Here is a 26,409-nt window from a genome sequence, read left to right as displayed (position 1 = left end):
ATGCCCGTTGCGCACCTCCCCGGCTCCAAGTCCCTCACCGCCCGCGCCCTCTTCCTGGCCGCCGCGGCCGACGGTGTCACCACCCTCGTCCGGCCGCTGCGCTCCGACGACACCGAGGGCTTCGCCGAAGGCCTCACGCGCCTCGGCTACCGGGTCGGCGCGGCCTGACGGTCGCCATGCGGGACATCTCCGCCACCATGCCGACACCGGCGGCGATCGCGCCCTTCGCCTCCGGCCCCGTGCGCATCGAGGACGTGGCGAACACCCGGGTCAAGGAGTGCGACCGGCTGGAGGCCTGCGCGCACAACCTGCGGCGGCTCGGCGTGGACGTGGCCACCGGCCCGGACTGGATCGAGATCCGCCCGGGCACCCGGCCCGCACCGGCGGAGATCACCTCCTACGGCGATCACCGCGTCGTCATGTCCTTCGCGGTCACCGGGCTGCGCGCACCGGGAATCTCGTTCGACGACCCCGACTGCGTACGCAAGACTTTCCCCGGCTTCCACAGGGCGTTCGCGGAGTTCGCGACGGAGTTGAGGGGCGGGCTGGGGGATGGCGGCTGAGCTGCGGGCGGTTCTCTTCGACTCGGGCGGTGTGCTGATGCGCCCCATCGGCGGACGGTGGAATCCGAGGGCCGACTTCGAGGAGACCGTTCTGGCGTACGACCCGGGCATCACGGCGGAGCGGTTCGCGGCGGCGATGACGGCGGGGGAGGCGTTCTTCGCCGCCTCCGAGTCGACGCCGGACTACGACGACTACCACCGGGTGCTGCTGCGCCATCTCGGCCTCGAACCGACGCCCGCTCTGCTGGCCGACCTGAGCCGCGAGGTGCCGGCCGCCTCGGTGCTGGAGGTCTTCCCGGACGTGATTCCGACCCTGGAGGAGCTCGGGCGCCGGGGCGTGCGGATGGCGGTCGTCTCCGACGCCTGGGCCGGACTGCCCGAGCTGCACGCCGAGCTGGGCATCGACGACTACTTCGAGGCCTATGCCGTCTCGGCGGTCCTCGGCTGCCGCAAGCCCGACCCGCGCATGTACCGGCATGCCAGTGACGCGCTGGGACTGCGGCCGGAGGAGTGCGTGTTCGTCGACGACGACCCGGCACTGGTGGTCGCGGCCATCGAACTCGGCTACACGGGAAGGGCGCTGCTCCGGGAAGGAGCACCCCCCGGCGGCCGACCGCACGTCGCGTCGATCGGCTCGCTCACCGAGATCATCGACCTGTTCCACGACTGAGAGGGGCCGGCCCGATGGGACACAGGCTTCAGGGGCCTTTGCTCGAAGGCGCGTCGGTGCGCCTGGAGCCGTTGGAGGCCCGTCATGCCGCCGACCTCGCCGCGGCGGCCGAGGAGAACCGGGACACCTACGGCTTCACCTGGGTGCCGAGGGCCCACGAGGTGGGCGCCTACATCGACGCCCAGCTGGAACGGGCGGCGACGGGACGGCTCGCGCCCTACGCCCAGGTGTCGCGCGTGACCGGGCGGGCGGTGGGCGCGACGGCGTACTGGGAGCCGCGGTGCTGGCACAGTGACGACCGGCTCGACGCGGTCGAGGTCGGCTTCACCTGGCTGGCCCGCTCGATGCAGGGCACCGGCGTGAACGCCGAGGCCAAGCTGCTGCTCTTCGGCCATGCCTTCGAGGTGTGGGGCGTGTCGCGGGTCGACCTGAAGACGGACGCCCGCAACGCCCGCTCCCGGGCGGCGATCGAGAGCGTGGGTGCCCGATTCGAGGGCGTCCTGCGCAACTGGTCGCGGTCCTGGGCGCCGGGGGAGGAGGACCGGCTGCGCGACTCGGCGATCTTCTCCATCACGGCCGAGGAGTGGCCGCAGTGCCGCGACCGGCTGCGCGAGCGGGTGGCGGGGCTCCTGACGCGAGCCTGAGCACCACGATCCCGAGCACGAAGGGCAACCCATGACCTCGCACGTCCTGATCCTGCACGGCTGGCAGAACCGCCGCCCCGAGGCCCACTGGCAGCACCGGCTCGCCGACCGCCTCGCCGCGCTCGGCCACCCGGTGACCTACCCCCAGCTCCCCGACCCCGACGACCCGGACCTCGAGACCTGGCTGTCGGAGCTCACCCGCCACCTGACAGGTCTGCGCGCGGACGCCGAACGGGTCGTGGTCGCGCACAGCGCCTCCGCGGTGCTGTGGCTGCACGCGGTCGCGCGCGGGCTGGTGCCGGACGGCGCCGTGGACCGCGTCCTGCTGGTCGCCCCGCCCTCCGCCTCCGTCCTCCTGCGCCACGCGGAAATCGCCGCCTTCGCGCCGCCCGCCCTCGACCTCACCCTCCCCGCCTCCACCAGGCTGGTGGCCGGCGACGACGACCCCTACTGCCCGGAGGGCGCTCGCGCACTCTACGGAGACCCCCTGGGCATCCCCACCGACATCCTCCCCGGCGCCGCCCACCTCGACCTGGACGCCGGTTACGGCGAGTGGCCGGCGGTCCTGGACTGGTGCCTGGACCCGGCCGCCCGGATCACGCCGAATCGTTGAGCAGGCGCCCCAGATGCGCGCGCCCCGCCTCCAGCAGGCCCTCCAGGGGCGCCGCGTCCTCGTACCACCGCTTCTCGTACTCCCAGCACAGCCACCCGTCCCACTCGTGGCGGGAGAGCACCTCCACGGTGTCGGACAGCGGCAGCACGCCCGCGCCGAGAGGCAGCGGGGTGGTGTCGTCGGCGGAGGCGATGTCCTTGACCTGGACGTAGCCGAGGTAGGGGGAGAGGGCCGCGAACGACTCGGCGGGCTGCTCGCCGCCCAGCCAGGTGTGCATGACGTCCCACAGGGCACCGACGTGCCGGTGGCCGACCAGGCCGAGGACGCGGATCGCGTCGGCGGCGGTGCGGTGCGAGTCGTGCGTCTCCAGCAGGATGCGGACGCCCAGGTCGCCCGCGTACTCCGCGGCGGTGCCCAGCCGGCGGGCGGCGATGGCGTCGGCGCGCTCGGAGGTCTGTTCGCGGTCGGCGCCGGGGAAGACCCGGACGTACGGGGCGCCGAGGTCGTGGGCGAGGTCGAGCAGTTCGCGGATCTCGTCGATCACGGGGCCGTCGTCGCCGGGCGCGGCCACCCGCGTGTATCCCGCGACGCCCAGGATCTCTATGCCGCCCGCCTTGAACTCGCTCGCCACGTCGGCCCGTTCGCCCTGGCCGATGCCGGGGTGGACGGGCTCCTCGGGATGGGCGCGCAGCTCGACGCCGTGGTAGCCGTGGGTGGCCGCGAGCCGGACCACGTCCGGGACGGGCAGACCGGGGACGCCGAGGGTGGAGAAGGCCAGTCGCATGGTCCCTATTGTCACCGGGAATGCGCGAACCAACCCTGCTGTGTCACTCTCGCGTGCCGTTCAGGTCCAGCCGCCAGTCCTGGCCGGTGAGATCCTTTCCGAAGGAGCGGTGCGGTTTCTCGGCGGCGAGGACGAAGCCGTGGCGCTGGTAGATGCGGCGGGCGGTGGCGAGGACGTCGTTGGTCCACAGCACCAGCTCGTGGTAGCCGACCCCGCGCGCGAAGTCGATCACGGCCCGCACCAGCCGGTCGCCGATGCCGAGCCCGCGGGCCTCGGGCTCGACCAGCAGCAACCGCAGCCGAGCCGTGGCCGGGGCCTCGTCGCGCACGCACATGACGCACCCCACCGGCCGGCCGTCCAGCTCGGCGATCCACACCCGCTCCAGATGCGGGTCGTGGTCCTCGGCGAAGTCGGCCACGATCCGGGCGACCAGGCCCTCGTAGTCGGTGTTCCACCCGTACTCGGCGGCGTACAGCGCGGCGTTGCGCTGCACGATCCAGCCCAGGTCGCCGGGACCGGGCTCGCGCAGCAGCACGTCCTGCCGCCTGGGCGGCCGCCCGTCCGACAGCAGCGTCCGCACGGTCCGCATCGCCTCACCGAGACGGGGCCGGTCGCCGGGCGGAACGGTGGCGAGCAGCGCGCCGACCGACTCGTCGGCCCGCTCGGCGAGCAGCGCGGCGGTCTCCCGCCCCTTCGCGGTGAGGGCGACGCGCCGCCGCCGGGGATCGGACGGGGAGGCGGTGCGCTCGATCAGCCCGGCCTCCTCGAACTTGTTCAGGATCCGGCTCAGATACCCCGCGTCCAACGAGAGCTCGGCCCGCAGATCGGCCGCGTCGGTCCGCGGCGAGTGCGCGAGCTCGTACAGCACACGGGACTCGGTGAGGGTGTACGGCGCATACAGCTGCCGGCTGTAGTCGAGCGCACCGATCACGTTCGTGTAGAAGCGGTTGAAGGCCCGGATGTCCTGGACGGTCATGATCGTCGACCCCCGGATGGTTGACTGAGTCAGAGATACCGAGAGTAAGTCACTCAAGCGGGGGGCGGCCAGCCGTTTTCAGCCCGTCCGGCGTTTGAGGACGAGGCCCGTTCAGGGCCGACGCGGGGGTCTGGGGGCTGCAAGCCCCCAGCCGACGTCAGCACGAACAAGCGGCCCCTCACAACGACCGGCGCCTCAAGACACCCGCGGCCCCCCGGTGGACCCCCGCACCATCAACTCCCCCCGAACCGTCGCGATCCCCCCGGGCGGCGGCTCCTCCCGCCCCATGGCGATCCGCCCCGCCCGGGCCCCCGCCTCCGCCAGCGGCAACCGCACGGTCGTCAGCGCCGGCACCGCGTCCACACTGAACGGCAGATCGTCGAACCCGGCGACCGACACGTCCTCGGGAATCCGCAGCCCGGACTCCCGCAGCGCGGCGCACGCCCCCAGCGCGACGGAGTCGTTCGCGGCGACCACGGCCGTCAGCGACGGGTCCCGGCGCAGCAGTTCCAGCGTGGCCTCGTACCCCGCCTGCCGGTCGTAGCGCCCCCACACCGTCCAGCGCGGGTCCTCCTCGATGCCCGCCGCGGCCAGCGCCGCCCGGTGGCCCTCCAGCCGGTGCCGGGTCGTGGTCCGCTCCTCGGGGCCGGCGATGTAGCCCATCCTGCGGTGCCCGAGCCCGATGAGGTGCTCGGTCAGCCGCTGCCCGCCCCCGCGGTTGTCGAAGGTCAGCGCGATCGCCCCGGTCTCCGGCGCCGGCGGACGCCCGCACAGCACCACCCGCGTCCCGGCCTCCGCCAGCTTGCGCAGCTTCGCCGCGACGGCCGTCGCGTGCGGCTCGTCCTCCACCGCCCCGCCGGTCAGCACCACCGCCGCCGCCCGCTGCCGCTGCAGCAGCGTCAGATACGTCAGCTCGCGCTCCGGCGTACCGCCGGTGTTGCAGACCACCGCGAGCCGCTCACCGCCGGCCCGGCCGCCCGGACCCCCGATCTCCGACTGGATGGCGCTCGCCATGATCCCGAAGAAGGGGTCCGCGATGTCGTTGACGAGGATTCCCACCAGGTCCGACGTGGCGGCGGCCAGCGAACTCGCCGGCCCGTTCAGTACGTAGTCCAGCTCGTCCACGGCCTTCAGCACCCGCTCACGGGTGGAGGCGGCCACGGGATAGTTCCCGTTCAGCACGCGCGACACCGTCGCGGGCGAGACCTGCGCGCGGGCCGCCACGTCCGCCAGGGTCACCGTCATCTCGTCGTCCTCCGGTCGCGCATCATCGTCGTACCTCGTTGTACACGCACAGGCCACGGCCGCGGTTTCGCGGGGACCCCGGCCATGGTTTTCGACCAGACCTTACGGCCACACCCCCTGGTTGTTCGCCCCCTCGAACAACTCGACCCCGTCACGGTCTTGTCCAGACCGCTTGTCAGAGGCTAGCTTCTTATGTCATAGAAAGCGCTTGCTGTGGCGCTCGTCAGTGAAAGACGGGGGCGTACGCGGCGCGGACCCCGCGTACGAAGGGAATGACGTGACACGCAAGACGGTGCGGATCGCCATGAACGGCGTGACCGGACGCATGGGCTACCGCCAGCACCTGGTCCGCTCGATCCTGGCCCTCCGTGAGCAGGGCGGCCTCGACCTCGGCGACGGCACCGTGCTGTGGCCGGAACCGATCCTGGTGGGCCGCCGTGAGCACGCCCTCAGGGCGCTCGCCGAGCAGCACGGCCTGGCCGCGGAGAACATCGCGACCGACGTCGACGCGGTGCTCGCCGACCCGAGCGTCGACATCTACTTCGACGCCCAGGTGACCTCGGCCCGTGAGGAGGCGATCAAGAAGGCGATCGCGGCGGGCAAGCACATCTACACCGAGAAGCCGACGGCCACCGGCCTGGACGGCGCCCTGGAACTGGCCCGCCTCGCGAACGCGGCCGGCATCAAGCACGGCGTCGTCCAGGACAAGCTGTTCCTGCCCGGCCTGCTCAAGCTCAAGCGGCTCATCGACGGTGGCTTCTTCGGCCGGATCCTGTCCGTGCGCGGCGAGTTCGGCTACTGGGTCTTCGAGGGCGACTGGCAGACCGCCCAGCGCCCCTCCTGGAACTACCGCGCCGAGGACGGCGGCGGCATCGTCGTCGACATGTTCCCGCACTGGGAGTACGTGCTGCACGAGCTGTTCGGCCGCGTGAAGTCCGTGCAGGCCATCGCCACCACCCACATCCCGCAGCGCTGGGACGAGAACGGCAAGCCCTACGACGCCACCGCCGACGACGCCGCCTACGGCATCTTCGAGCTCGACGGCGGCGCGATCGCCCAGATCAACTCGTCCTGGGCCGTCCGCGTCAACCGCGACGAGCTGGTCGAGTTCCAGGTCGACGGCACCGAGGGCTCGGCGGTCGCGGGGCTGCGCAACTGCCGTGTCCAGCACCGCTCCATGACCCCCATGCCGGTGTGGAACCCCGACCTCCCGGCCACCTACTCCTTCCGCGACCAGTGGCAGGAGATCCCGGACAACGACGACTTCGACAACGGCTTCAAGGCCCAGTGGGAGCTGTTCCTGCGGCACGTCTACGCCGACGCCCCCTACCACTGGGACCTGCTCGCCGGCGCCCGTGGCGTCCAGCTCGCCGAGCTGGGCCTGAAGTCCTCGGCCGAGGGCGTCCGCATCGACGTACCGGAGATCCAGCTGTGACCATCCGACTCCCGGACTCCACCGGCGGGCTGCGGACGTACGAACCCCGCCCCGAGCCGTTCGCCGTCACCCCCGGTGCCCCCTTCACCTCCCGTACGGTCTTCTCGGCGGCGCACGTCGTCGCCGACCCGTTCGCCGACACCACGCCCGACTCCCCGGCGGCCGTCGACTGGGACGCCACCCTCGCCTTCCGCCGCCACCTGTGGTCCCACGGGCTCGGCGTCGCCGAGGCCATGGACACCGCCCAGCGCGGTATGGGCCTGGACTGGGCGGGCGCGGCCGAGCTGATCCGCCGCAGCGCCGCCGAGGCCAGGGCGGTCGGCGGCCGGATCGCCTGCGGCGTCGGCACCGACCAGATCACCGCCGGGACCCTCGCGGAGGTCCGCGCGGCCTACGAGGAGCAGCTCGCCCTCGTGGAGTCCTCCGGCGCCCAGGCGATCCTGATGGCCTCCCGAGCGCTCGCCGCGGCCGCGTCCGGCCCCGAGGACTACCTGGAGGTCTACGGCCACCTGCTGCGCCAGGCCGCCGAGCCGGTGGTCCTGCACTGGCTCGGCCCGATGTTCGACCCGGCGCTGGAGGGCTACTGGGGCTCCGCCGACCTCGACGCGGCCACCGACACCTTCCTGGAGGTCATCGCCGCCCACCCCGACAAGGTGGAGGGCATCAAGGTCTCGCTGCTGGACGCCCGGCGGGAGATCGACATCCGGCGCCGCCTCCCGCAGGGCGTGCGCTGCTACACGGGCGACGACTTCAACTACCCCGAGCTGATCGCCGGTGACGACAAGGGCTTCAGCCACGCCCTGCTCGGCATCTTCGACCCGCTCGGCCCGCTGGCCGCGCAGGCGGTGCGCGTCCTGGACACCGGGGACGTCCAGGGGTTCCGTGAACTCCTCGACCCCACGGTCGAGTTGTCCCGCCACCTCTTCCAGACGCCCACCCGGTTCTACAAGACCGGCGTGGTCTTCCTGGCCTGGCTGGCCGGTCACCAGGCGCACTTCACCATGGTCGGCGGCCTGCAGTCGGCCCGCTCCCTGCCGCACCTCGCCCGCGCCTACGAACTCGCCGACGGCCTGGGCCTGTTCCCGGACCCGAAGCTCGCGGAGGAGCGGATGAGGAACCTGCTCGCCCTGTACGGAGTGACCCAGTGACCGACCTCGACCTGACGCGCTTCTCCATCAACCAGATGACGGTCAAGCAGCTGTCGATGCCTGAACTGGTCGACGCCTGCCGGGAGCTGGGCATCGGCAACGTCGGCCTGTGGCGCGAGCCCGTGCGGGCGCACGGCCTCGACGCGACCGCCAAGCTGGTGCGCGACGCGGGCCTGACGGTCACTACCCTGTGCCGGGGCGGCTTCCTCACGGCGATCGATCCGGCCGAGCGCGCCGCCGCCCTGGCCGACAACCGCCGCGCCGTCGACGAGGCGGCGACCCTCGGCACCGACACCCTGGTGCTGGTCTCGGGCGGCCTCCCGGCCGGCTCGAAGGACCTGCGCGGCGCCCGGGAGCGGATCGCCGACGCGCTCGCGGAACTGGGCCCGTATGCAGAGCGGCACGGGGTCCGTCTGGCCGTCGAGCCGCTGCACCCGATGTTCGCCTCCGACCGCTGCGTGGTCTCGACCCTCGCCCAGGCCCTCGACCTCGCGGAACGCTTCCCGGCCCACCAGGTCGGCGTCACCGTCGACACGTACCACATCTGGTGGGACGACACCGCGCCCGCGCAGATCGCCCGCGCCGGGGCGGGCGGCCGCATCCACACCTTCCAGCTCGCCGACTGGACCACCCCGCTGCCGGAGGGCGTCCTCAACGGCCGCGGCCAGATCGGCGACGGCGCGATCGACATGCGGGAGTGGCAGGGATACGTCGAGTCCGCGGGCTACACCGGCCCCATCGAGGTCGAGCTCTTCAACGACGCCCTCTGGGCGAGGGACGGCCGCGAGGTCCTCACCGAGACGGCCCGGCGCTTCGTGGAGCACACCGCCTGATCCCGGGCCTGTAGGACACCTGGAACGACCCCGCGAAAAAATCTTGGAAATGGCGTACAACCCTTCCCCCACCTGGCGTGTCGTACTTGGTGTCAGGACTCTTGGAGGGGGATCTGGGGGGATCGCGGGGGTTCTGATGCAGGAGGGGAAAAGCCGAGGGGGCCCGGTCGACGGATCGGGCCCCCTCGAATTTCTTCCGGCGGGCGGCTAGAAGAACACCCCGCACCGCAGCAGCACGTTCGCGTACGGCCGTGCCTCCCCGGTGCGGACCACCAGCCGGGCCCCGGCCGACAGTTCCTTCAGCCGCTCGTGCGACACCAGCTCCAGCTTCGGGAACTCGCCCTTCAGCAGGGCGGCGGCACCGGGGTTGGCGTCCTGGACCTCCGCGGCCGCCGTGGCCCCCTCCACCACCAGCTCGGCCAGCAGCCCGTCGAGGACCGTCGCGAAGGACGGCACCCCGGCACGGAAGGCGAGGTCGACCACGCGGGGGCCGTCCGGGATCGGCATGCCCGCGTCGCACACCAGCACCCCGTCCCCGTGCCCCAGCTCGGCCAGCGCGCCGGAGAGATGACGGTTGAGGATCCCCGCCTTCTTCACCGGGACTCACCTCCCAAGCCGGTGCCGGATGCGTCGTCCGACCCACTGCCGGGGGTCCGGGGGTCGTCCCCCGGGTCGGCACGGCACAGCGCCTCGACCTCCTCGGCGGTGGGGAAGGACTCCTGCGCACCCTCCCTGGTGACGGCGGCCGCGCCGACCCGGGCCGCGTAGGCGGCGGCCTCGGCCAGGGCCGAGCCCGTGCCCAGCCGCCACGCCAGTCCCGCCGTGAACGCGTCGCCCGCGCCCGTCGTGTCGACCGCGTCCACCTTCGTCGACGGCACCCGCTCCACACCCTCCGCCGAGGCCACCAGCGCGCCCTGCGCGCCCAGGGTGATCACCACCGACCGCGGACCCTTCGCGAGCAGCAGCCGCGCCCAGTCCTCCGGACGTTCCGACACGCACGCCTCGCCCAGGACGACCTTCGCCTCGTGCTCGTTGACGATCAGCGGGTCGCAGGCCGCCAGCACCTCGGCCGGCAGCGGCCGGGGCGGCGAGGGGTTGAGCACGAACCGGCTGCCCTCAGCCCGGCTCCGTACCGCCTCCACGACCGTCTCCAGCGGGATCTCCAGCTGCGCCGACACCACCCGCGAGCGCTGGAGGAGGCCGGCCGCCGCCCGGACGTCGGCCGGTGTCAGACGGCCGTTCGCGCCCGGCGACACCACGATGCTGTTGTCCCCCGAGGGGTCGACGGTGATGAGCGCGACCCCCGTGGGCGCCCCGCCGGCCAGCACGCCCACCGTGTCGACGCCGGCCGCCCGCTGCGAGTCGAGCAGCAGCCGGCCGTACGCGTCGTCGCCGACCCGCGCCAGCAGGGCCGTACGGGCCCCGAGGCGGGCGGCGGCCACCGCCTGGTTGGCGCCCTTGCCGCCCGGGTGGACGGCCAGGTCGGAACCGAGCACGGTCTCGCCCGCCTCCGGCCTGCGCTCGACACCGATGACCAGGTCGGCGTTGGCCGAACCCACGACCAGCAGGTCGTAGTCGTACATCAGAAAGACTCCCCAGATGAATGATCAGAGGCGGGCGGTCCCCCTGGCCGCCCGCCCGTTCCCCGTCGTCAGCCGGTGAAGCCGGCCACGTTCTCCTTCGTGACGACCTTCACCGGCACCTTCACCGTCTCCTCGACCTTCTTGCCCTGCAAGGCCCTGAGGGCGTTGTCCACGGCGATCCTGCCCAGCTGCGAGGGCTGCTGCGCCACGGACGCGTACAGCGTCCCCCCTTCGACGGCCTTCAGACCGTCCGGGGTGCCGTCGAATCCGACGACCTGGACCGACTTGCCGGCCTTGGAGCCCAGCGCCTTGATCGCGCCGAGGGCCATCTCGTCGTTGGCGGCGATGACGCCCTGGACGTCCGGGTGCGCCTGGAGCAGGTTCGACATGACGTCGAGGCCCTTGGTGCGGTCGAAGTCGGCCGGCTGCTGGGCGACCACCTGGATGTCGGGGTAGGCCTTGAGGCCGGCCGCGAAGCCCGCCGCCCGCTCGCGCGCCGCCGACGTGCCCGCCTGGCCCTGAAGGATCACGATCTTGCCCTTGCCGCCCAGCTTCTCGCCGATCGTCTTCGCCGCCAGCTCACCGCCCTTGACGTTGTCGGAGGCCACCAGGGCGTCCACGGTCGCCTTGTTGACGCCGCGGTCGACGGCGATGACCGGGATGTTCGCCTTGTCGGCGGCCTTCACGGAGTTGCTCGCCGCGTCCGAGTCCACCGGGTTGACGATGATCGCGCCCAGGCTCGAACTGGTGAAGTTCTGCAGCTGGTTGGCCTGCTGCGAGGCGTCGTTCTGCGCGTCGGTGACGGTCAGGTCCACGCCCAGCTTCTTCGCCTCGGCCTGCGCGCCCGAGCGGATCTGCACGAAGAAGGGGTTGTTGAGGGTGGACAGCGACAGGCCCATCTTCGGGGTGGTGGAGGACGAGCCGCCGTTGTGCAGGAAGGAGGTCGCGCCGACCAGCGCGACGGTGACGACCGCCGCGAGCGCGTAGGTCCCCGCCTGCTTTGACTTGTCGCCCCCGGTACCCGCGGCCACCGGCGTGGCGCCCGCCTTGCGCCGCAGCGTGTCGAGGAGCACCGCCAGCGCGATGACGACACCGATGACGACCTGCTGCCAGAACGCGGAGACGTTCAGCAGGTTCAGGCCGTTCCTGAGCACCGCCAGGATCAGCGCGCCGATCAGCGTGCCGGACGCCTTGCCGGTGCCGCCCGCCAGCGAGGCCCCGCCGATCACGACCGCGGCGATCGCGTCCAGCTCGTAGCCGTCGGCGGCCTGCGGCTGCGCGGAGGACAGCCGGGCGGCGAGCACGACGCCCGCGACCGCCGCGAACAGCCCGGAGAAGGCGTAGATCGCGAGCTTCTGCTTCTTCACCCGCAGCCCGGACAGCCGGGCGGCCTCCTCGTTGCCGCCGATCGCGTACATGGAACGGCCGATGTACGTCCGCCCCAGCACGAACGCCGCGAGCAGCCCCATGACCACCATGACCAGCACGGGCACCGGCAGCCAGCCGCCGAGCGTGTCGCCGAGGTGGGAGACGGAGTCCGGGAAGGGGATCGGGGAGCCCTCGGAGATCACCAGCGACAGACCGCGGGCCACCGACAGCATGGCGAGCGTCGCGATGAACGGCGGCAGCTTCCCGTACGCGATCAGGAAGCCGTTGACCAGCCCGGCCACGAGACCGGTCGCCACGGACAGCACGACCGCGAGGACGACCGGCACGCCGTGCGAGGTGGCGCTCCAGGCGAGGACGGTGGCGGACAGCGCGGCCACCGAGCCGACCGACAGGTCGATGCCCGCCGAGACGATCACGAAGGTGACGCCGAAGGCGAGGACGGCGGTCACGGCCGCCTGGACGCCGACGTTGAGCAGGTTGTCGGTGGTCAGGAAGTCCCCGGACAGCGCCGACAGGGCGATGAGGAGGACGATCAGCGCGGTGAGCGCGCCGTTGTCGAGGAGCAGGCGGCGCAGGCCGCCGGTGGCGCCACCGGCGCCCGTGGTGCTCCCCAGCGTGTCAGTGGCCACGGCTGGCCTCCGTTCCGGTCTTCTCGTTCGTGGGGTTGCTGACCGCGAGGGCCATCACGGCGTCCTGGGTGGCCTCGCCGGCCGTGAGCTCGCCCGCGATCCGGCCCTGGGCCATCACCAGCACCCGGTCGCTCATGCCGAGCACCTCGGGCAGATCGCTGGAGATCATCAGTACGGCGGCCCCGGCCGCGGTCAGTTCGTTGATCAGCTGGTAGATCTCGACCTTCGCGCCGACGTCGATGCCGCGCGTGGGCTCGTCGAGGATCAGCACCTTGGTGTCGGCGAGCAGCCACTTGCCGATGACGACCTTCTGCTGGTTGCCGCCGGACAGGGTGCGCACGTGCTGCCCGAGTCCGGCCATCCGCACGCCGAGCTGACCGGCGATCCGCTCGGCGGCCGCGTGCTGCCCCTTGAGGTCGACGAGTCCCGCGCGCGTGGCGCTCCGCAGGGTGACGAGCCCGAGGTTCTCCTCCACGGACGCGTCCAGCACCAGCCCCTGGCCCTTGCGGTCCTCGGGCACCAGCCCGATCCCGGCGGCCATGGCGGCGTTGACGTCACCGCGTCGCACCGCGGCCCCGGCGACCTTCACGGCGCCCTTGTCGTACGGGTCGGCGCCGAACACGGCCCGCACGACCTCGGTGCGCCCGGCGCCGACGAGCCCCGCGATGCCGACGACCTCACCGGCGTGCACCTCGAAGCCGACTTCGTGGAAGACGCCGTCCCGGGTGAGCCCCTCGATGGTGAGCAACGCGGCGCCCTTGTCGGGCTGCTGACGCGGGTACTGCTGCTCGATCGACCGTCCCACCATCAGGCGTACGAGTTCGTCCTCGGCCGTGGTGGCGGGCACCTGCCCGACGGACTTCCCGTCGCGGATGACGGTCACCCGGTCGCCCAGGGCGGCGATCTCCTCCAGGTGATGCGTGATGAAGACGATGCCGACGCCGTCCTCGCGCAGCCGCCGCACGATCGCGAAGAGCTTCTCGACCTCCTCCGAGGTCAGCACGGCGGTCGGCTCGTCCATGACGAGCACGCGCGCGTTCAGGCTGAGCGCCTTGGCGATCTCGACCATCTGCAGCCGCGCGATGCCCAGTTCACGCACCCGCGCGCGGGGCGAGACGCTCACCCCGACGCGCTTCAGCAGCACCTCGGCGTCGGCCTCCATCCGCTTGCGGTCGATCATCCCGAGCCGGCGCGGCTGCCGCCCCAGGAAGATGTTCTCGGCGACGGTCAGGTCCGGTACGAGGTTGAACTCCTGGTAGATGGTGGCGATGCCCAGCCGCTCGGCATCCTGCGCCCCGCGGATGCGGACCTCCTCCCCGTCCACCAGGACACGGCCCTCGTCGGGGCGGTAGGCGCCCGACAGCATCTTGATCAGCGTGCTCTTGCCTGCGCCGTTCTCGCCGAGGAGTACGTGCACCTCGCCCCGGCGCAGGTCGAAGTCGACGCCGTCGAGCGCGACCACGCCGGGGAAGGTTTTCCGTATGCCCTCGATGCGCAGCAACTCGTCCCGGTTGCTCACGACGTGCTCCTTTGCACTTGGGTGGGGTTCTCGCCGCACGAGCGGCGTACGACGAGCCGGGCGGGGAGGGTGACGGACTGGGGAGGCCGTCCCTCGATGCGGTCGACCAGGGCCCGTACGGCGGCCCGGCCCAGCTCGCCCGTGGGCTGGGCGATCGCGGTGATCGGCGGATCGGTGTGCACGAACCACGGGATGTCGTCGAACGCGGCGAGCGCGATGTCCTGCGGGACCCGCAGGCCCCGCGCGCGTACGGCGTCCAGGGCGCCCAGCGCCATCAGGTTGTCGGCGGCGAAGACGACCTCGGGCGGCTCGGGCAGGTCGAGGAACCCCTCGGTGACCCGCCGCCCGCTCTCGGCCTGGAAGTCGCCCTGGCCGATGTAGGCGTCGGGCAGTTCCAGCCCGTACTCGGCGAGCGCCTCCCGGAAGACCTCTACGCGCTCCCGTCCGGTCGTGGTGGCCGCCGGTCCCGCGATGATCGCGAGCCGCCGGTGCCCCAGCCGGTGCAGGTGCGCGACGAGGTCCCGTACCGCCGCCCGGCCGTCGGCCCGCACCACCGGCACGTCGACGCCCGGGATCCACCGGTCGACGAACACCATGGGGGTGCCCCTGCGGACGGCGTCCAGCATGAGCGGGGACCCGCCGTCGGTGGGGGAGACCAGCAACCCGTCGATCCGCCGGTCGAGCAGTGTCCGCACGTGGTGGTCCTGCAGATCGGGCCGCTCGTCGGCGTTGCCGATGATGACGCTGTAGCCGTGCGCGCGGGCCTCCTCCTCGACGGAGCGGGCCAGCTCGGTGAAGTAGGGGTTCATCACGTCGCTGATGACCAGGCCGAGGGTGCGGGTCTGGTCGGTGCGCAGCGAACGGGCGACGGCGTTCGGGCGGTAGCCCAGCGTCTCGACGGCGGCCAGCACGCGCGTGCGTGCGTCGTCGCTGACCGACGGATGGTCGTTCAGGACACGCGACACCGTGGCGACGGATACCCCCGCCTCGGCGGCAACGTCCTTGATGCTCGCCATCGCCGCTCCACCTCCTCGTGGAACTCGTGGAATCGATTACACGACTTCGTGCAGAGGGATTGGAATCGATTACACGAGCGCTTGACAAGACCCTGAGACCGGATCGTGATGAAGCGGAGACGGCGTCTGCATGGGCGCGCCCCCGGCCCGGCGGCGGGTAGCCGCAGGCAGGGGGCTCACGAACAGGGACTGAGTGAACGGGCGGCGGCTCAGTCGTCGGCGAACAGTTCCGCCGCATCCTCGGCGTGTACGGCGCGCTGGGCCCACGCTTCGAGCTGATCGAGGTCCGTGCAGGACTGGACGCGCTCGCGCACGGCATCGGAAACGGGGATCTCGCGCCATTCCAGGATGCGCAGGGTCATTTCCTGGCGGTCCTGGACCCGTCCTTCCTCGCGCACCTGTTCCGCCAGTGGGTGTCGCCAGAAGTACTGGACCGCCGTCATCAGGTCCCTCCACATCTGCTTCGCCTGGGGGTCGGCCGGGCAGGAGTCGACGAACTGCACGAAGACAGCGGCGCTGTCCGGGTCGATGGTCCGCAGGGCGGCGGCCAGCGACTCCAGTATGGCCGGAGCCTGCGGTCCGCGGCCGTGTGTCATGGCCGAGAGCACCGCAAGGGGTACGTCCTTCTCGGCCTGCCGCTCGTCCGCGATCATCGGCACGTTGTCGGGGTCGAGCACCAGGGGCCGTACGGTCAGCGAGTGCCAGTCACGGAAGCCGAACCGGATCGGCCTGGAAGCCCACTCGGCCGTCTTGCTGCTCTGTGTGATGACGATGAGCACGGGCTCGCAGCGGTACTTCTCGTACAGGTAGGAGAGGTAGTAAGGCCAGCTCCCCCGCTTGCGCTCGTCCACCTTCCCCTGCGACTCCACCACCAGCAGGTAGGTGCCCTCGTCCGTCTCCGCGCGCAGCAGGGTGTCCACGCGGCGCTCGACCGGTTCGATCTCGGTGAGGTCCACGTTCAGTGCGGCGATCTCCCGAGGCTCGGGGAAGGGCACGTGCAGCACCTTCTGTAATGCCTTCGTCAGCAGCGTCGGATCCTTCTGGAAGATCCGGTGCAGCGCCTCATGCGACGAGCCGACCATCAGCTCTCCTTTCCATCGCGCTGATCAACGAGCTACGCCGCCGGGAGTTCGCACCACACGTACTTGCCGCGGTTGCCGTGCCGGGACAGGGGGTGCCAGCCCCAGACCTGGGCGCAGGCCCGCACCAGCAGCAGCCCCCGGCCCTCCTCCGCCTCGCCGAGCCGCGCCAACGGCACCGGCGGCTCGGGGGGTTCGGGGTCCGCGTCCCACGCGCCGATCCGCAGCGTGCCGGGCGGCGCCCAGCGGACCCGTAGGGCGGCGGGGCCCTTCGTGTGCCGTACGGCGTTGGTGATCAGCTCGGTCGCGAGGAGTTCGGCCACGTCGACGAGGCCGATCAGACCGTGCGCGGTGAGGATCAGACGCAGGGTGCGGCGGCTCACCGTGACGGCCCGGGGGTCGTTGGGGATGGAGAGGCAGTACTCCCAGGGGTCGGGGGTGTTTTCGGGCATGCGGCAACTCCGTTTCGGTGGTGGGGGGTTGGCGGTGGCTTCGCCGCGGCCGTCAGGGTGGGCAGGACGGAGCGGTGCACTTCCGCAGAGTCAATGCTTCGTCACTGACGGTAGGGCTAACATGTTGTCCCGGACAAGCCGATCGCGTAATTCACCCCCGAACGAGGAGCAGTTGATGGTCCTGAGGCGCGAAGCAACCGCACGTCAGGTGCGCTTGGGCTGCGAATTGCGCAGGCTCCGTGAGGCCGCAGGACTCACCGCCATCGAAGCGGCGGCGCTACTGGGAGCGAATCGCGTCCAGATGAGCCACATCGAGTCCGGACTCGCCGGCGTGAGCGAGGAGCGGTTGCGCCGCCTGGCGTCTCACTACGCGTGTCTGGACACAGAGTTCATCGACGCCCTCGTGGCCATGGCCACCGACCGAACGCGCGGCTGGTGGGAGGAGTATCGGTGGAAACTGCCTACGCCGTTCCTGGATCTCGCAGAGCTGGACCACCATGGCTCGTTCCGTCATGAGGTGGCCATCCTGTACGTGCCGGGCCTTATGCAGACGGAGGACTACGCCCGCGCGGTCTTCTCCGCCAGGCTGCCGGAACTCACCACCGAAGAGCTTGAGTTGCGCGTAAGCCACCGTATGAGGCGACAGCAGCTCACCATCCCGTACAAGTTGGTGATCCACGAGTCGGCCCTGCGTATGAGGGTCCGTGACCGTGCCGCTTCCCGAGCCCAACTCGCCAGGCTTCTGGAGCGCTCCGAAGCGGGCCACATCACCTTGCGAGTCATCCCCTTCGACCTTGACGACTTCGCGACCGCCTCCAGCACGATGACTTACGTGGGCGGGCCCGTACCCAAGCTGGACACCGTGGTGCGTGACGCGCCCCATGGCTCCGTCTTCATCGACTCTGAGGCACAGCTCAACGTCTATCGAACGCGCTTCCGTAGGGTGGAGGCTGTATCTCTCGAACCCGCGCGGTCGCGTGACTTCATCCACAACCTGACGAAAGAGCTGTGAGGGACCTCATGGACAACTGGCGGAAGTCGTCCTACTCAGGTGAAGGCGATGGCGATGACTGCGTGGAGATAGCCGCCACCCCCACCCACACCGTCGTCCGCGACTCCAAGGCCCCCGCCCGGGCCATCCTCACCTTCCCCGCCCCCGCCTTCACCTCCTTCCTCGAAGCTCTGAAATCCATATCCCTTCGCTGACTGTCAGTGCGCACCAGTACCGTCGGATCATGTCCAATCAGGCGGTGCTCGAGGGCGTCCTGGAGCGCATCACCTACGCCAACGAGGAGAACGGCTACACCGTCGCCCGTGTCGACACCGGCCGGGGCGCCGGCGACCTCCTCACGGTCGTCGGTGCGCTGCTCGGTGCGCAGGTGGGGGAGTCCCTGCGGATGGAGGGGCGCTGGGGATCGCACCCCCAGTACGGCAAGCAGTTCACCGTCGAGAACTACACGACCGTGCTGCCGGCCACTGTCCAGGGCATCCGGCGTTATCTGGGCTCGGGGCTCGTCAAGGGCATCGGTCCCGTCTTCGCCGACCGCATCACGCAGCACTTCGGCCTGGACACCCTGCGGATCATCGAGGAGGAGCCGAAGCGCCTGATCGAGGTCCCCGGCCTCGGTCCGAAGCGGACGAAGAAGATCGCCGACGCCTGGGAGGAGCAGAAGGCGATCAAGGAGGTGATGCTGTTCCTCCAGACGGTCGAGGTGTCGACGTCCATCGCCGTGCGGATCTACAAGAAGTACGGGGACGCCTCCATCTCCGTCGTCAAGAACCAGCCGTACCGCCTCGCCGCCGACGTCTGGGGCATCGGCTTCCTGACCGCCGACAAGATCGCCCAGTCCGTCGGCATCCCGCACGACAGCCCGGAGCGGGTGAAGGCGGGCCTGCAGTACGCGCTGTCGCAGGCCACGGACCAGGGCAACTGCTACCTCCCGGAGGAGCGGCTGATCGCCGACGCGGTGAAGCTCCTCCAGGTCGACACCGGGCTCGTGATCGAGTGCCTGGCCGAGCTGGCCGAGCCGCCCGAGGACGGAGAGGACCCCGGTGTCGTGCGGGAGAAGGTCCCCGGCGAGCACGGGGAGCCCGTCACCGCCGTCTATCTGGTCCCCTTCCACCGGGCCGAACTCTCCCTCGCCAGCCAGCTGTTGCGGCTGCTGCGCACCGAGGAGGACCGGATGCCGGGGTTCGGGGACGTCGACTGGGGCAAGGCTCTCGGCTGGCTCAAGGCCCGCACCGGCGCCGACCTCGCCCCCGAGCAGGAGGCCGCCGTCAGGCTGGCGCTGACGAAGAAGGTCGCTGTGCTGACGGGTGGCCCCGGCTGCGGCAAGTCCTTCACCGTGCGCTCGATCGTCGAGCTGGCCCGCGCCAAGCGGGCCAGGGTCGTCCTCGCCGCGCCCACCGGGCGGGCCGCCAAGCGTCTCGCCGAGCTGACCGGCGCCGAGGCTTCCACCGTCCACCGCCTGCTGGAGCTGAAGCCCGGCGGCGACGCGGCGTACGACAAGGACCGCCCGTTGGAGGCCGACCTGGTGGTCGTCGACGAGGCGTCGATGCTGGACCTGCTGCTCGCCAACAAACTGGTGAAGGCCGTACCGCCCGGCGCCCATCTCCTCTTCGTCGGCGACGTGGACCAGCTCCCGTCCGTGGGCGCGGGCGAGGTGCTGCGCGACCTCCTCGCCGACGGCGGCCCCGTCCCGGCCGTCCGCCTCACCCGGGTCTTCCGGCAGGCCCAGCAGTCGGGGGTCGTCACCAACGCGCACCGGATCAACGCCGGGCAGCACCCCGTCACCGACGGCATGAAGGACTTCTTCCTGTTCGTCGAGGACGACACGGAGGAGGCGGGGCGGCTCACCGTGGACGTGGCGGCCCGGCGGATCCCGGCCAGGTTCGGGCTCGACCCGCGCCGGGACGTCCAGGTGCTCGCCCCCATGCACCGGGGCCCCGCGGGCGCCGGCAACCTCAACGGTCTGCTCCAGCAGGCCATCACCCCGGGCCGGCCCGATCTGCCGGAGAAGAGATTCGGCGGCAGGGTCTTCCGGGTCGGCGACAAGGTCACCCAGATTCGCAACAATTACGAGAAGGGAAAGAACGGTGTCTTCAACGGCACCGTGGGCGTGGTCACCGCGCTCGACCCGGTCGACCAGCGCCTGACGGTGCTGACGGACGAGGACGAGGAGGTGCCGTACGAGTTCGACGAACTGGACGAGCTGGCACACGCGTACGCGGTGACCATTCACCGCTCGCAGGGCAGTGAATATCCCGCCGTGGTGATCCCGGTCACCACCGGCGCCTGGATGATGCTGCAGCGGAACCTGCTCTACACCGCCGTGACCCGGGCCAAGCGGCTGGTCGTGCTCGTCGGCTCGCGCAAGGCCATCGGCCAGGCGGTGCGGACGGTCTCGGCGGGACGGCGCTGCACCGCGCTCGACTTCCGGCTCTCACCCCGCCCCCTGGAGCCGTGAGACCGGGCGCTGAGGCAGGCATCACAAAAAATGATCGATCAAATGAGTCGCGAAGGTCACAGAGCACTTCCGGATGGGGAGTCAAGGGGGCAGGATGTGCAAGTTGGCGGCACTCAGTGCCGTCAATAGGCCCGATGGTCGACCCCGAGTGCACTCTCCTGAGCCAATTGGGGGATGGTAGAGACAGTCAGGGCAACCTCGAAGATGAGGCACTACGTCGGTGAGGGAAGACGTGAGCGACAACTCTGTAGTACTGCGGTACGGCGACGGCGAGTACACCTACCCGGTGATCGACAGCACCGTCGGCGACAAGGGCTTCGACATCGGGAAGCTCCGCGCCCAGACCGGGCTGGTCACCCTGGACAGCGGCTACGGCAACACGGCCGCATACAAATCCGCCATCACCTACCTCGACGGCGAGGCGGGCATCCTCCGGTACCGCGGCTACCCGATCGAGCAGCTGGCCGAGCGCTCCACGTTCCTGGAGGTCGCCTACCTGCTGATCAACGGCGAGCTGCCGACCGTCGACGAGCTCTCGGTGTTCAAGAACGACATCACGCAGCACACCCTGCTGCATGAGGACGTCAAGAACTTCTACAAGGGCTTCCCGCGCGACGCCCACCCGATGGCCATGCTGTCCTCGGTCGTCTCCGCGCTGTCCACCTTCTACCAGGACAGCCACAACCCCTTCGACGAGAAGCAGCGCAACCTCTCGACGATCCGCCTGCTCGCCAAACTTCCGACGATCGCCGCGTACGCGTACAAGAAGTCGATCGGTCACCCGTTCGTCTACCCGCGCAATGACCTCGGCTACGTCGAGAACTTCCTGCGGATGACCTTCTCGGTCCCGGCCCAGGAGTACGAGCCCGACCCGGTCGTCGTCTCCGCGCTCGACAAGCTGCTGATCCTGCACGCGGACCACGAGCAGAACTGTTCCACGTCCACGGTCCGCCTGGTGGGCTCGTCCCAGGCGAACATGTTCGCGTCGATCTCGGCCGGCATCAACGCGCTGTGGGGCCCGCTGCACGGCGGCGCCAACCAGTCCGTCCTGGAGATGCTCGAAGGCATCCAGTCCTCCGGCGGCGACGTCGACTCCTTCATCCGCAAGGTGAAGAACAAGGAGGACGGCGTCCGTCTGATGGGCTTCGGCCACCGGGTCTACAAGAACTTCGACCCGCGCGCGAAGATCATCAAGGCCGCCGCGCACGACGTCCTCTCGGCCCTCGGCAAGTCCGACGAGCTGCTCGACATCGCGCTGAAGCTGGAGGAGCACGCGCTCTCCGACGACTACTTCGTCTCGCGCAGCCTCTACCCGAACGTCGACTTCTACACCGGTCTGATCTACCGGGCGATGGGCTTCCCGACCGAGATGTTCACGGTCCTGTTCGCCCTCGGTCGCCTGCCGGGCTGGATCGCCCAGTGGCACGAGATGATCAAGGAGCCGGGTTCGCGCATCGGGCGTCCGCGCCAGATCTACACGGGCGTGGTGGAGCGGGACTTCGTCCCCGTCGAGCAGCGCTGACGCCTCCGGCGGGGGTGCCGATCGCCTAGGAGGTCGGTGCCCCGGAGGCGGCGGGCGGCTGCAGGTCCGTTGTGGCTGGTCGCGCAGTTCCCCGCGCCCCTTGAGGGCGTTGCCCTGAACCCGCCTCAAGAGCTGAACAAAAGCGGAAGGCGCCCTGGCGCCGGTCCCCCCACGGGCCGACGTCCAGGGCGCCTTCCCATGTCCCGGTGCGGATTCCCCCCACGGGATCCGGCCGGGCGTCTGAGAGGACAGCGCCTGAATCGCTGTTCTTTCACTGCTGCTGGTACTGCCGTTGAGCAGAACGAGCAAAAGTGCCCGTACTACTCGTGTGTGCGGTCTGCCGGGACAACGCACGCTCGGGAGGGCCGCTCAAAGCTTCCCGAGGTGCGTGCCCCGGCAACGCATCTCTGAGGAAGTCCCCCAAGACATCCCCAGATGCCAGTTCGCGCCCCCCAAGACGCTTACCGACATCGCCAACTTAGACCTTCGAACCCCTTCGATGGTTACGTTCGCATCACTGTGATCTGCGTCTCTTGCATTTGTCCGTTTGATACGCAAGAGCCCCGACGCAGCGATCGGGACTCAGGCGTAAGGATGATGCGCGAGCCTTGTGAAGAGCTTATGTGAGCCCGGCGCCGGACTCCAGAGGTCCACTGGTCACGACTTCGGAGTAACCGCCAGTAACTTCTCAGGAGTTCATCGGAAGGTCCGCAGTCTGAGACTGTTGGTGACCACGAAGACCGACGAGAACGCCATCGCGGCGCCGGCGATCATCGGGTTCAGCAGCCCCGCGGCGGCCAGCGGCAGCGCGGCGACGTTGTAGCCGAAGGCCCACACCAGGTTGCCCTTGATGGTCGACAGCGTCCTGCGGGACAGCCGGATCGCGTCCGCGGCCACCCGCAGGTCACCGCGCACCAGCGTCAGGTCGCCGGCCTCGATCGCCGCGTCGGTCCCGGTCCCCATGGCGAGCCCGAGGTCGGCGGTGGCCAGCGCGGCCGCGTCGTTCACGCCGTCGCCGACCATGGCGACGACCCGCCCCTCGCCCTGCAGCCGCCGTACGGCGTCCACCTTGTCCTCGGGCAGGACCTCCGCGATCACCTGCTCGATCCCGACCTCCCGGGCCACCGCCTCGGCCACCGCCCGGTTGTCCCCGGTCAGCAGCACCGGCGTCAGTCCGAGCGCCCGCAGCTGCCGTACCGCCTGGGCGCTGGTCTCCTTCACGGCGTCCGCGACGGCGACGACACCGCGTGCCGCGCCGTCCCAGCCGACCACGACGGCCGTACGGCCGCCCCGCTCGGCCTCGTCCTTGGCGCGGGCCAGCTCCGGCGGCAGCTCGTCGTAGAGCCGCCCCACGGCCACCTCGCGGCCCTCCACGCGCCCGCGCACACCCCGTCCGGGGACGTTCTCGAAGCCCTCGACCTCCGGGAGCCGTCCGGCCCGCTCCTCGGCGCCCACGGCGACCGCCCGGGCCACCGGGTGCTCGGAGGCGTGCTCGACGGCACCCGCCAGCCGCAGCACCTCCTTCTCGTCGGCGCCGTCGGCGACGTACACCTCCTGGAGGGCCATCCGGCCGGTGGTGACCGTGCCGGTCTTGTCCAGGACGACGGTGTCGACGCGGCGCGTGGACTCCAGCACCTGGGGGCCCTTGATGAGGATGCCGAGCTGCGCGCCCCGACCGGTGCCGACCATCAGCGCGGTCGGCGTGGCCAGGCCCAGCGCGCACGGGCAGGCGATGATCAGGACCGCGACGGCCGCGGTGAACGCGGCGACCGTGTCGCCGGTGACGCCGAGCCAGACCCCGAAGGTGCCGAGCGCGATCAGGATGACGACCGGCACGAAGACCGCCGAGATGCGGTCGGCGAGCCGCTGCACCTCCGCCTTGCCGTTCTGCGCGTCCTCCACCAGCTTCGCCATGCGGGCCAGCTGGGTGTCGCCCCCCACGCGGGTGGCCTCGACGACCAGCCGCCCGCCGGCGTTCACGGTCGCGCCCGTGACGGCGGAGCCCACCCCCACGTCCACCGGCACCGACTCGCCGGTCAGCATCGACGCGTCCACCGCGGACGCGCCCTCGACGACGGTGCCGTCGGTGGCGACCTTCTCCCCGGGCCGTACGACGAAACGGTCGCCCACGGCCAGCTGGGACACCGGCACCCGGACCTCGCGCCCGCCCCGCAGCACGGACACGTCCTTGGCGCCCAGCTCCATCAGGGCCCTGAGCGCGGCTCCGGAGCGGCGCTTGGCGCGGGCCTCCAGATAGCGGCCCAGCAGGATGAACGCCACGACCCCGGAGGCCACTTCGAGATAGATCGTGGAGGCGCCGTCCATGCGGGAGACGGTCAGCCGGAACTCGTCGTGCATGCCCGTCATGCCCGCGTCGCCGAAGAACAGCGCCCACAGCGACCAGCCGAACGCGGCGAGCGTGCCCACCGAGACCAGCGTGTCCATGGTGGCCGCGCCGTGCCGGGCGTTCGTCCAGGCGGCCCGGTGGAAGGGCAGCGCGCCCCACACCACCACCGGCGCGGCCAGGGTGAGGCACAGCCACTGCCAGTTGTCGAACTGCAGGGCCGGGATCATCGACAGCAGCACGACCGGGAGCGCCAGCAGCGCGGAGACGGTGAACCGCTCGCGGTAGGCGTTGAGTTCGGGGTCTTCCGCGTCCTTCGCTGCGCCGGGCGCCGCCTCGGCGGGAGGCTGCGGCGGGGGCGGCTCCTCGGCTGTGTACCCCGTCTTCACCACGGTCGCGATCAGGTCGGCGACCTGGATGCCCGCGGGGTAGGTCACCTTCGCCTTCTCCGTCGCGAAGTTCACCGTGGCGGTGACCCCGTCCATGCGGTTGAGCTTCTTCTCGACGCGGGCCGCGCAGGAGGCGCAGGTCATCCCGCCGATCTGCAGCTCGACCTCGGAGGCGTCGGCTATCGGTGTCTCGGTGCTGCCGGTGCTGCCGGTGCTGCCGGTGGTGCTTGTCGTGCTGGTCATGTCCGGACTCCAGACATCGGACCGGGACCGTGCGGAGCCAGTATCAGCTGGTCGGTACGGCCGGTCGGAGAACAGGAACGCAAGTGCCGGCTCAGGCCCGGCCGACGAGCTCGAAGCCGGCCTCGTCCACCGCGGCGCGCACCGCGGCCTCGTCGAGGGGGGCCTCGGAGACCACGGTGACCTCGCCGGACGAGGCGACGGCCTTCACCGAGGTGACACCGGCGATCTCGGAGATCTCGCTCGAGACGGACCCCTCGCAGTGCCCGCAGCTCATCCCGCTCACCTTGTAGACGGCGGTGACGGTGCCCTGGGTGTCGCTCTGCGCGGTCATGTCGTTCTCCTCAAGGAGGCGTATGGGGTTGCCGGGACCCACGGTGGACCCCCGCACTCTCCACACTATACCCCTAGGGGGTATCGATCCAAGGGCTGGCGGCGCCGGAGGACGCGGACCGCCTCACATTCAGGGCCGTGCCGCGTACGCCAGCAGCAGGGCCAGCCCCGACACGGTGAGCCCGCCCCACAGGAACAGGGTGCGCAGCCGCGAGCGGATGCGCGGGTCCGGCCGCCGGGGCTGCCGTGGAGAGGGGATGCGGGCCCGCGGGGCGCCGGGCGGCGAGAAGTGGGTCACGGTGGATCCCCTCATACTCGTACATGCACATACAGGACGGATTTACCGGAACCTTATGGAGATACCGCCCACGGCGCAGTCCGGGGCGCCCGTTGTGATCACACCCCCGGCCATGCGGGCGCCCCCGCCGGGCATCCTGTACGCGCACACGCGGACGACGACGGGAGCAGGCATGCGGGCTGTGGTGTTCGAGCGGTACGGCGAGCCGGCCGAGGTACGCGACCTGCCCGACCCCCGCCCGGCGCCCCACGGGGTCGTCGTCCGGGTCGAGGCCACCGGCCTGTGCCGCAGCGACTGGCACGGCTGGCAGGGCCACGACCCGGACATCACGCTGCCGCACGTGCCGGGCCACGAACTCGCCGGTGTCGTCGAGGCGGCCGGCGAGCGGGTCACCGCCTGGCGCCCCGGCGACCGGGTCACCGTGCCCTTCGTGTGCGCCTGCGGGACCTGCCCGTCCTGCCAGGCCGGCGACCACCAGGTCTGCGAGCGGCAGACCCAGCCCGGCTTCACGCACTGGGGCTCGTTCGCGCAGTACGTCGCACTGGATCACGCCGACGTGAACCTGGTGGCCGTCCCCGAGGACCTGTCGTACGCCACGGCCGCCTCCCTGGGCTGCCGGTTCGCCACGGCGTTCCGCGCGGTGGTGCAGCAGGGCCGGGTGGCCGCGGGGGAGTGGGTCGCGGTGCACGGGTGCGGGGGAGTCGGCCTGTCGGCGGTGATGATCGCGGCGGCGTCCGGGGCGCGCGTGGTCGCCGTCGACGTGTCGCCCGCGGCCCTGGAGCTGGCGCGGACGTTCGGCGCGGCGCACGTCGTCGACGCCTCCGGTACGCCGGACACCGCCGCGGCGATCCGCGAACTGACCGGTGGGGGCGCCCACCTGTCGCTCGACGCCCTGGGCTCGCCCGGCACCTGCGCGGCCTCCGTGAACGGCCTGCGCCGTCGTGGCCGGCACGTCCAGGTGGGCCTGCTGCCCTCACCGGACGGCACCACCCCCGTCCCCATGGCCCGCGCGATCGGCCTGGAGCTGGAACTCCTCGGCAGCCACGGCATGGCGGCGCACACCTACCCGCCCATGCTGGAGCTGGTCCGCGCGGGCGTCCTGCGCCCCGACCTGCTGGTCACCTCCACCATCGGCCTGGACGCCGCCCCCGCCGCCCTGGCGGCGCTGGGCACGGCGGAGGGAGCGGGGGTGACGGTGATCGAACCGTGGGGCGGGCGCCCGTAGGACCCGCGCGCCC

Annotated in this window: 25 protein-coding genes and 1 pseudogene; 13 read left to right on the top strand and 13 right to left on the bottom strand. The window is 71.2% G+C overall.

What is annotated here, in order from left to right:
* From LN251_RS08835 to LN251_RS08815, 5 genes and pseudogenes are all read left to right on the top strand, one after another.
* The gene (locus LN251_RS08835) at positions 1-168 is read left to right on the top strand and encodes a hypothetical protein (RefSeq protein ID WP_458243915.1); all 168 of its coding nucleotides are present in this window, start codon (positions 1-3) and stop codon (positions 166-168) included.
* Positions 159-563, top strand: a pseudogene (locus LN251_RS08830) (3-phosphoshikimate 1-carboxyvinyltransferase); the annotation flags it as partial. The gene LN251_RS08835 and the pseudogene LN251_RS08830, both read left to right, overlap by 10 nt.
* Positions 553-1,233, top strand: a complete 681-nt coding sequence (locus LN251_RS08825) for an HAD family hydrolase (protein WP_458243914.1) — start codon at positions 553-555, stop codon at positions 1,231-1,233. The pseudogene LN251_RS08830 and the gene LN251_RS08825, both read left to right, overlap by 11 nt.
* Before the next feature lie 14 nt (positions 1,234-1,247).
* Positions 1,248-1,877: a GNAT family N-acetyltransferase gene (locus tag LN251_RS08820; protein WP_458243913.1), complete on the top strand. Its 630-nt coding sequence runs from the start codon at positions 1,248-1,250 to the stop codon at positions 1,875-1,877.
* Positions 1,878-1,908: 31 nt separating this feature from the next.
* The gene (locus LN251_RS08815; protein WP_458243912.1) at positions 1,909-2,490 is read left to right on the top strand and encodes an RBBP9/YdeN family alpha/beta hydrolase; all 582 of its coding nucleotides are present in this window, start codon (positions 1,909-1,911) and stop codon (positions 2,488-2,490) included.
* Here LN251_RS08815 and LN251_RS08810 read toward each other — a convergent pair.
* The 3 genes from LN251_RS08810 to LN251_RS08800 form a co-directional block, all read right to left on the bottom strand.
* Entirely contained in the window at positions 2,474-3,274 is an 801-nt protein-coding gene (locus tag LN251_RS08810; protein ID WP_458243911.1) for a sugar phosphate isomerase/epimerase family protein, read from the bottom strand. The genes LN251_RS08815 and LN251_RS08810 overlap by 17 nt on opposite strands.
* Before the next feature lie 43 nt (positions 3,275-3,317).
* Positions 3,318-4,250 carry a bifunctional helix-turn-helix transcriptional regulator/GNAT family N-acetyltransferase gene (locus LN251_RS08805; protein ID WP_458243910.1) on the bottom strand — a complete coding sequence of 311 codons (933 nt, stop codon included), beginning with the start codon at positions 4,248-4,250 and terminating at the stop codon, positions 3,318-3,320.
* Between the two features lie 195 nt (positions 4,251-4,445).
* Positions 4,446-5,495 carry a LacI family DNA-binding transcriptional regulator gene (locus tag LN251_RS08800; RefSeq protein WP_058925172.1) on the bottom strand — a complete coding sequence of 350 codons (1,050 nt, stop codon included), beginning with the start codon at positions 5,493-5,495 and terminating at the stop codon, positions 4,446-4,448.
* Positions 5,496-5,772: 277 nt separating this feature from the next.
* Here LN251_RS08800 and LN251_RS08795 point away from each other — a divergent pair, with 277 nt between their 5' ends.
* Genes LN251_RS08795 through LN251_RS08785 form a run of 3 tightly spaced genes read left to right on the top strand, consistent with a single transcriptional unit; the run spans position 5,773 to position 8,911 of the window.
* Positions 5,773-6,930 (top strand): Gfo/Idh/MocA family protein, encoded by a 1,158-nt coding sequence (locus LN251_RS08795; protein WP_458243909.1) that lies wholly within the window; start codon positions 5,773-5,775, stop codon positions 6,928-6,930.
* Positions 6,927-8,078, top strand: coding sequence for a dihydrodipicolinate synthase family protein (locus LN251_RS08790; protein WP_458243908.1), 1,152 nt, complete (start codon positions 6,927-6,929; stop codon positions 8,076-8,078). The genes LN251_RS08795 and LN251_RS08790 overlap by 4 nt, the downstream gene beginning before the upstream one ends.
* Positions 8,079-8,113: 35 nt before the next feature.
* Positions 8,114-8,911 (top strand): sugar phosphate isomerase/epimerase family protein, encoded by a 798-nt coding sequence (locus LN251_RS08785; RefSeq protein WP_458244156.1) that lies wholly within the window; start codon positions 8,114-8,116, stop codon positions 8,909-8,911.
* A 207-nt stretch (positions 8,912-9,118) separates the two neighbouring features.
* On the opposite strand, the gene rbsD is transcribed toward LN251_RS08785, so the two are convergent.
* The 7 genes from rbsD to LN251_RS08750 all read right to left on the bottom strand — a co-directional run bounded on the left by rbsD (position 9,119) and on the right by LN251_RS08750 (position 16,578).
* Positions 9,119-9,508, bottom strand: coding sequence for a D-ribose pyranase (gene rbsD, locus LN251_RS08780; protein WP_362989421.1), 390 nt, complete (start codon positions 9,506-9,508; stop codon positions 9,119-9,121).
* Positions 9,505-10,494, bottom strand: a complete 990-nt coding sequence (locus tag LN251_RS08775) for a ribokinase (RefSeq protein ID WP_458243907.1) — start codon at positions 10,492-10,494, stop codon at positions 9,505-9,507. The genes rbsD and LN251_RS08775 overlap by 4 nt, the downstream gene beginning before the upstream one ends.
* A 68-nt stretch (positions 10,495-10,562) precedes the next feature.
* Positions 10,563-12,512, bottom strand: a complete 1,950-nt coding sequence (locus LN251_RS08770) for an ABC transporter permease/substrate-binding protein (RefSeq protein WP_458243906.1) — start codon at positions 12,510-12,512, stop codon at positions 10,563-10,565.
* Entirely contained in the window at positions 12,502-14,031 is a 1,530-nt protein-coding gene (locus tag LN251_RS08765; RefSeq protein ID WP_458243905.1) for a sugar ABC transporter ATP-binding protein, read from the bottom strand. Before LN251_RS08765 ends, LN251_RS08770 begins: the two co-directional genes overlap by 11 nt.
* Positions 14,028-15,047 carry a LacI family DNA-binding transcriptional regulator gene (locus LN251_RS08760; protein ID WP_458243904.1) on the bottom strand — a complete coding sequence of 340 codons (1,020 nt, stop codon included), beginning with the start codon at positions 15,045-15,047 and terminating at the stop codon, positions 14,028-14,030. The genes LN251_RS08765 and LN251_RS08760 overlap by 4 nt, the downstream gene beginning before the upstream one ends.
* Before the next feature lie 209 nt (positions 15,048-15,256).
* Complete coding sequence (locus LN251_RS08755; RefSeq protein ID WP_458243903.1) at positions 15,257-16,129, bottom strand: hypothetical protein; 873 nt, start codon at positions 16,127-16,129, stop codon at positions 15,257-15,259.
* 32 nt (positions 16,130-16,161) lie between these two features.
* Complete coding sequence (locus tag LN251_RS08750; RefSeq protein WP_458243902.1) at positions 16,162-16,578, bottom strand: ATP-binding protein; 417 nt, start codon at positions 16,576-16,578, stop codon at positions 16,162-16,164.
* A 175-nt stretch (positions 16,579-16,753) separates the two neighbouring features.
* Here LN251_RS08750 and LN251_RS08745 point away from each other — a divergent pair, with 175 nt between their 5' ends.
* The 4 genes from LN251_RS08745 to LN251_RS08730 all read left to right on the top strand — a co-directional run bounded on the left by LN251_RS08745 (position 16,754) and on the right by LN251_RS08730 (position 21,567).
* On the top strand, positions 16,754-17,590 hold the full coding sequence (locus LN251_RS08745) for a helix-turn-helix domain-containing protein (protein WP_458243901.1): 837 nt from the start codon (positions 16,754-16,756) through the stop codon (positions 17,588-17,590).
* Positions 17,591-17,598: 8 nt separating this feature from the next.
* A complete protein-coding gene (locus LN251_RS08740) occupies positions 17,599-17,784 on the top strand; it encodes a DUF397 domain-containing protein (protein WP_458243900.1) in 186 nt (61 codons plus the stop codon).
* Positions 17,785-17,813: 29 nt separating this feature from the next.
* Positions 17,814-20,045 carry an SF1B family DNA helicase RecD2 gene (recD2, locus tag LN251_RS08735; protein ID WP_458243899.1) on the top strand — a complete coding sequence of 744 codons (2,232 nt, stop codon included), beginning with the start codon at positions 17,814-17,816 and terminating at the stop codon, positions 20,043-20,045.
* A gap of 232 nt (positions 20,046-20,277) precedes the next feature.
* On the top strand, positions 20,278-21,567 hold the full coding sequence (locus LN251_RS08730; protein ID WP_362989399.1) for a citrate synthase: 1,290 nt from the start codon (positions 20,278-20,280) through the stop codon (positions 21,565-21,567).
* A gap of 696 nt (positions 21,568-22,263) precedes the next feature.
* Here LN251_RS08730 and LN251_RS08725 read toward each other — a convergent pair.
* The 3 genes from LN251_RS08725 to LN251_RS08715 form a co-directional block, all read right to left on the bottom strand.
* Positions 22,264-24,543 carry a heavy metal translocating P-type ATPase gene (locus LN251_RS08725; RefSeq protein ID WP_458243898.1) on the bottom strand — a complete coding sequence of 760 codons (2,280 nt, stop codon included), beginning with the start codon at positions 24,541-24,543 and terminating at the stop codon, positions 22,264-22,266.
* Positions 24,544-24,634: 91 nt separating this feature from the next.
* Positions 24,635-24,874 (bottom strand): heavy-metal-associated domain-containing protein, encoded by a 240-nt coding sequence (locus LN251_RS08720; RefSeq protein WP_058925188.1) that lies wholly within the window; start codon positions 24,872-24,874, stop codon positions 24,635-24,637.
* Positions 24,875-25,003: 129 nt separating this feature from the next.
* Complete coding sequence (locus LN251_RS08715) at positions 25,004-25,171, bottom strand: hypothetical protein (protein WP_458243897.1); 168 nt, start codon at positions 25,169-25,171, stop codon at positions 25,004-25,006.
* 172 nt (positions 25,172-25,343) lie between these two features.
* Between LN251_RS08715 and LN251_RS08710 the strand changes: the two genes are divergently transcribed.
* Positions 25,344-26,396, top strand: coding sequence for a zinc-dependent alcohol dehydrogenase family protein (locus LN251_RS08710; protein WP_458243896.1), 1,053 nt, complete (start codon positions 25,344-25,346; stop codon positions 26,394-26,396).
* Positions 26,397-26,409: the final 13 nt, after the last annotated feature.

Source organism: Streptomyces sp. MAI_2237, assembly GCF_054189285.1.
This window is presented reverse-complemented; position numbering and strand designations above follow the sequence as displayed.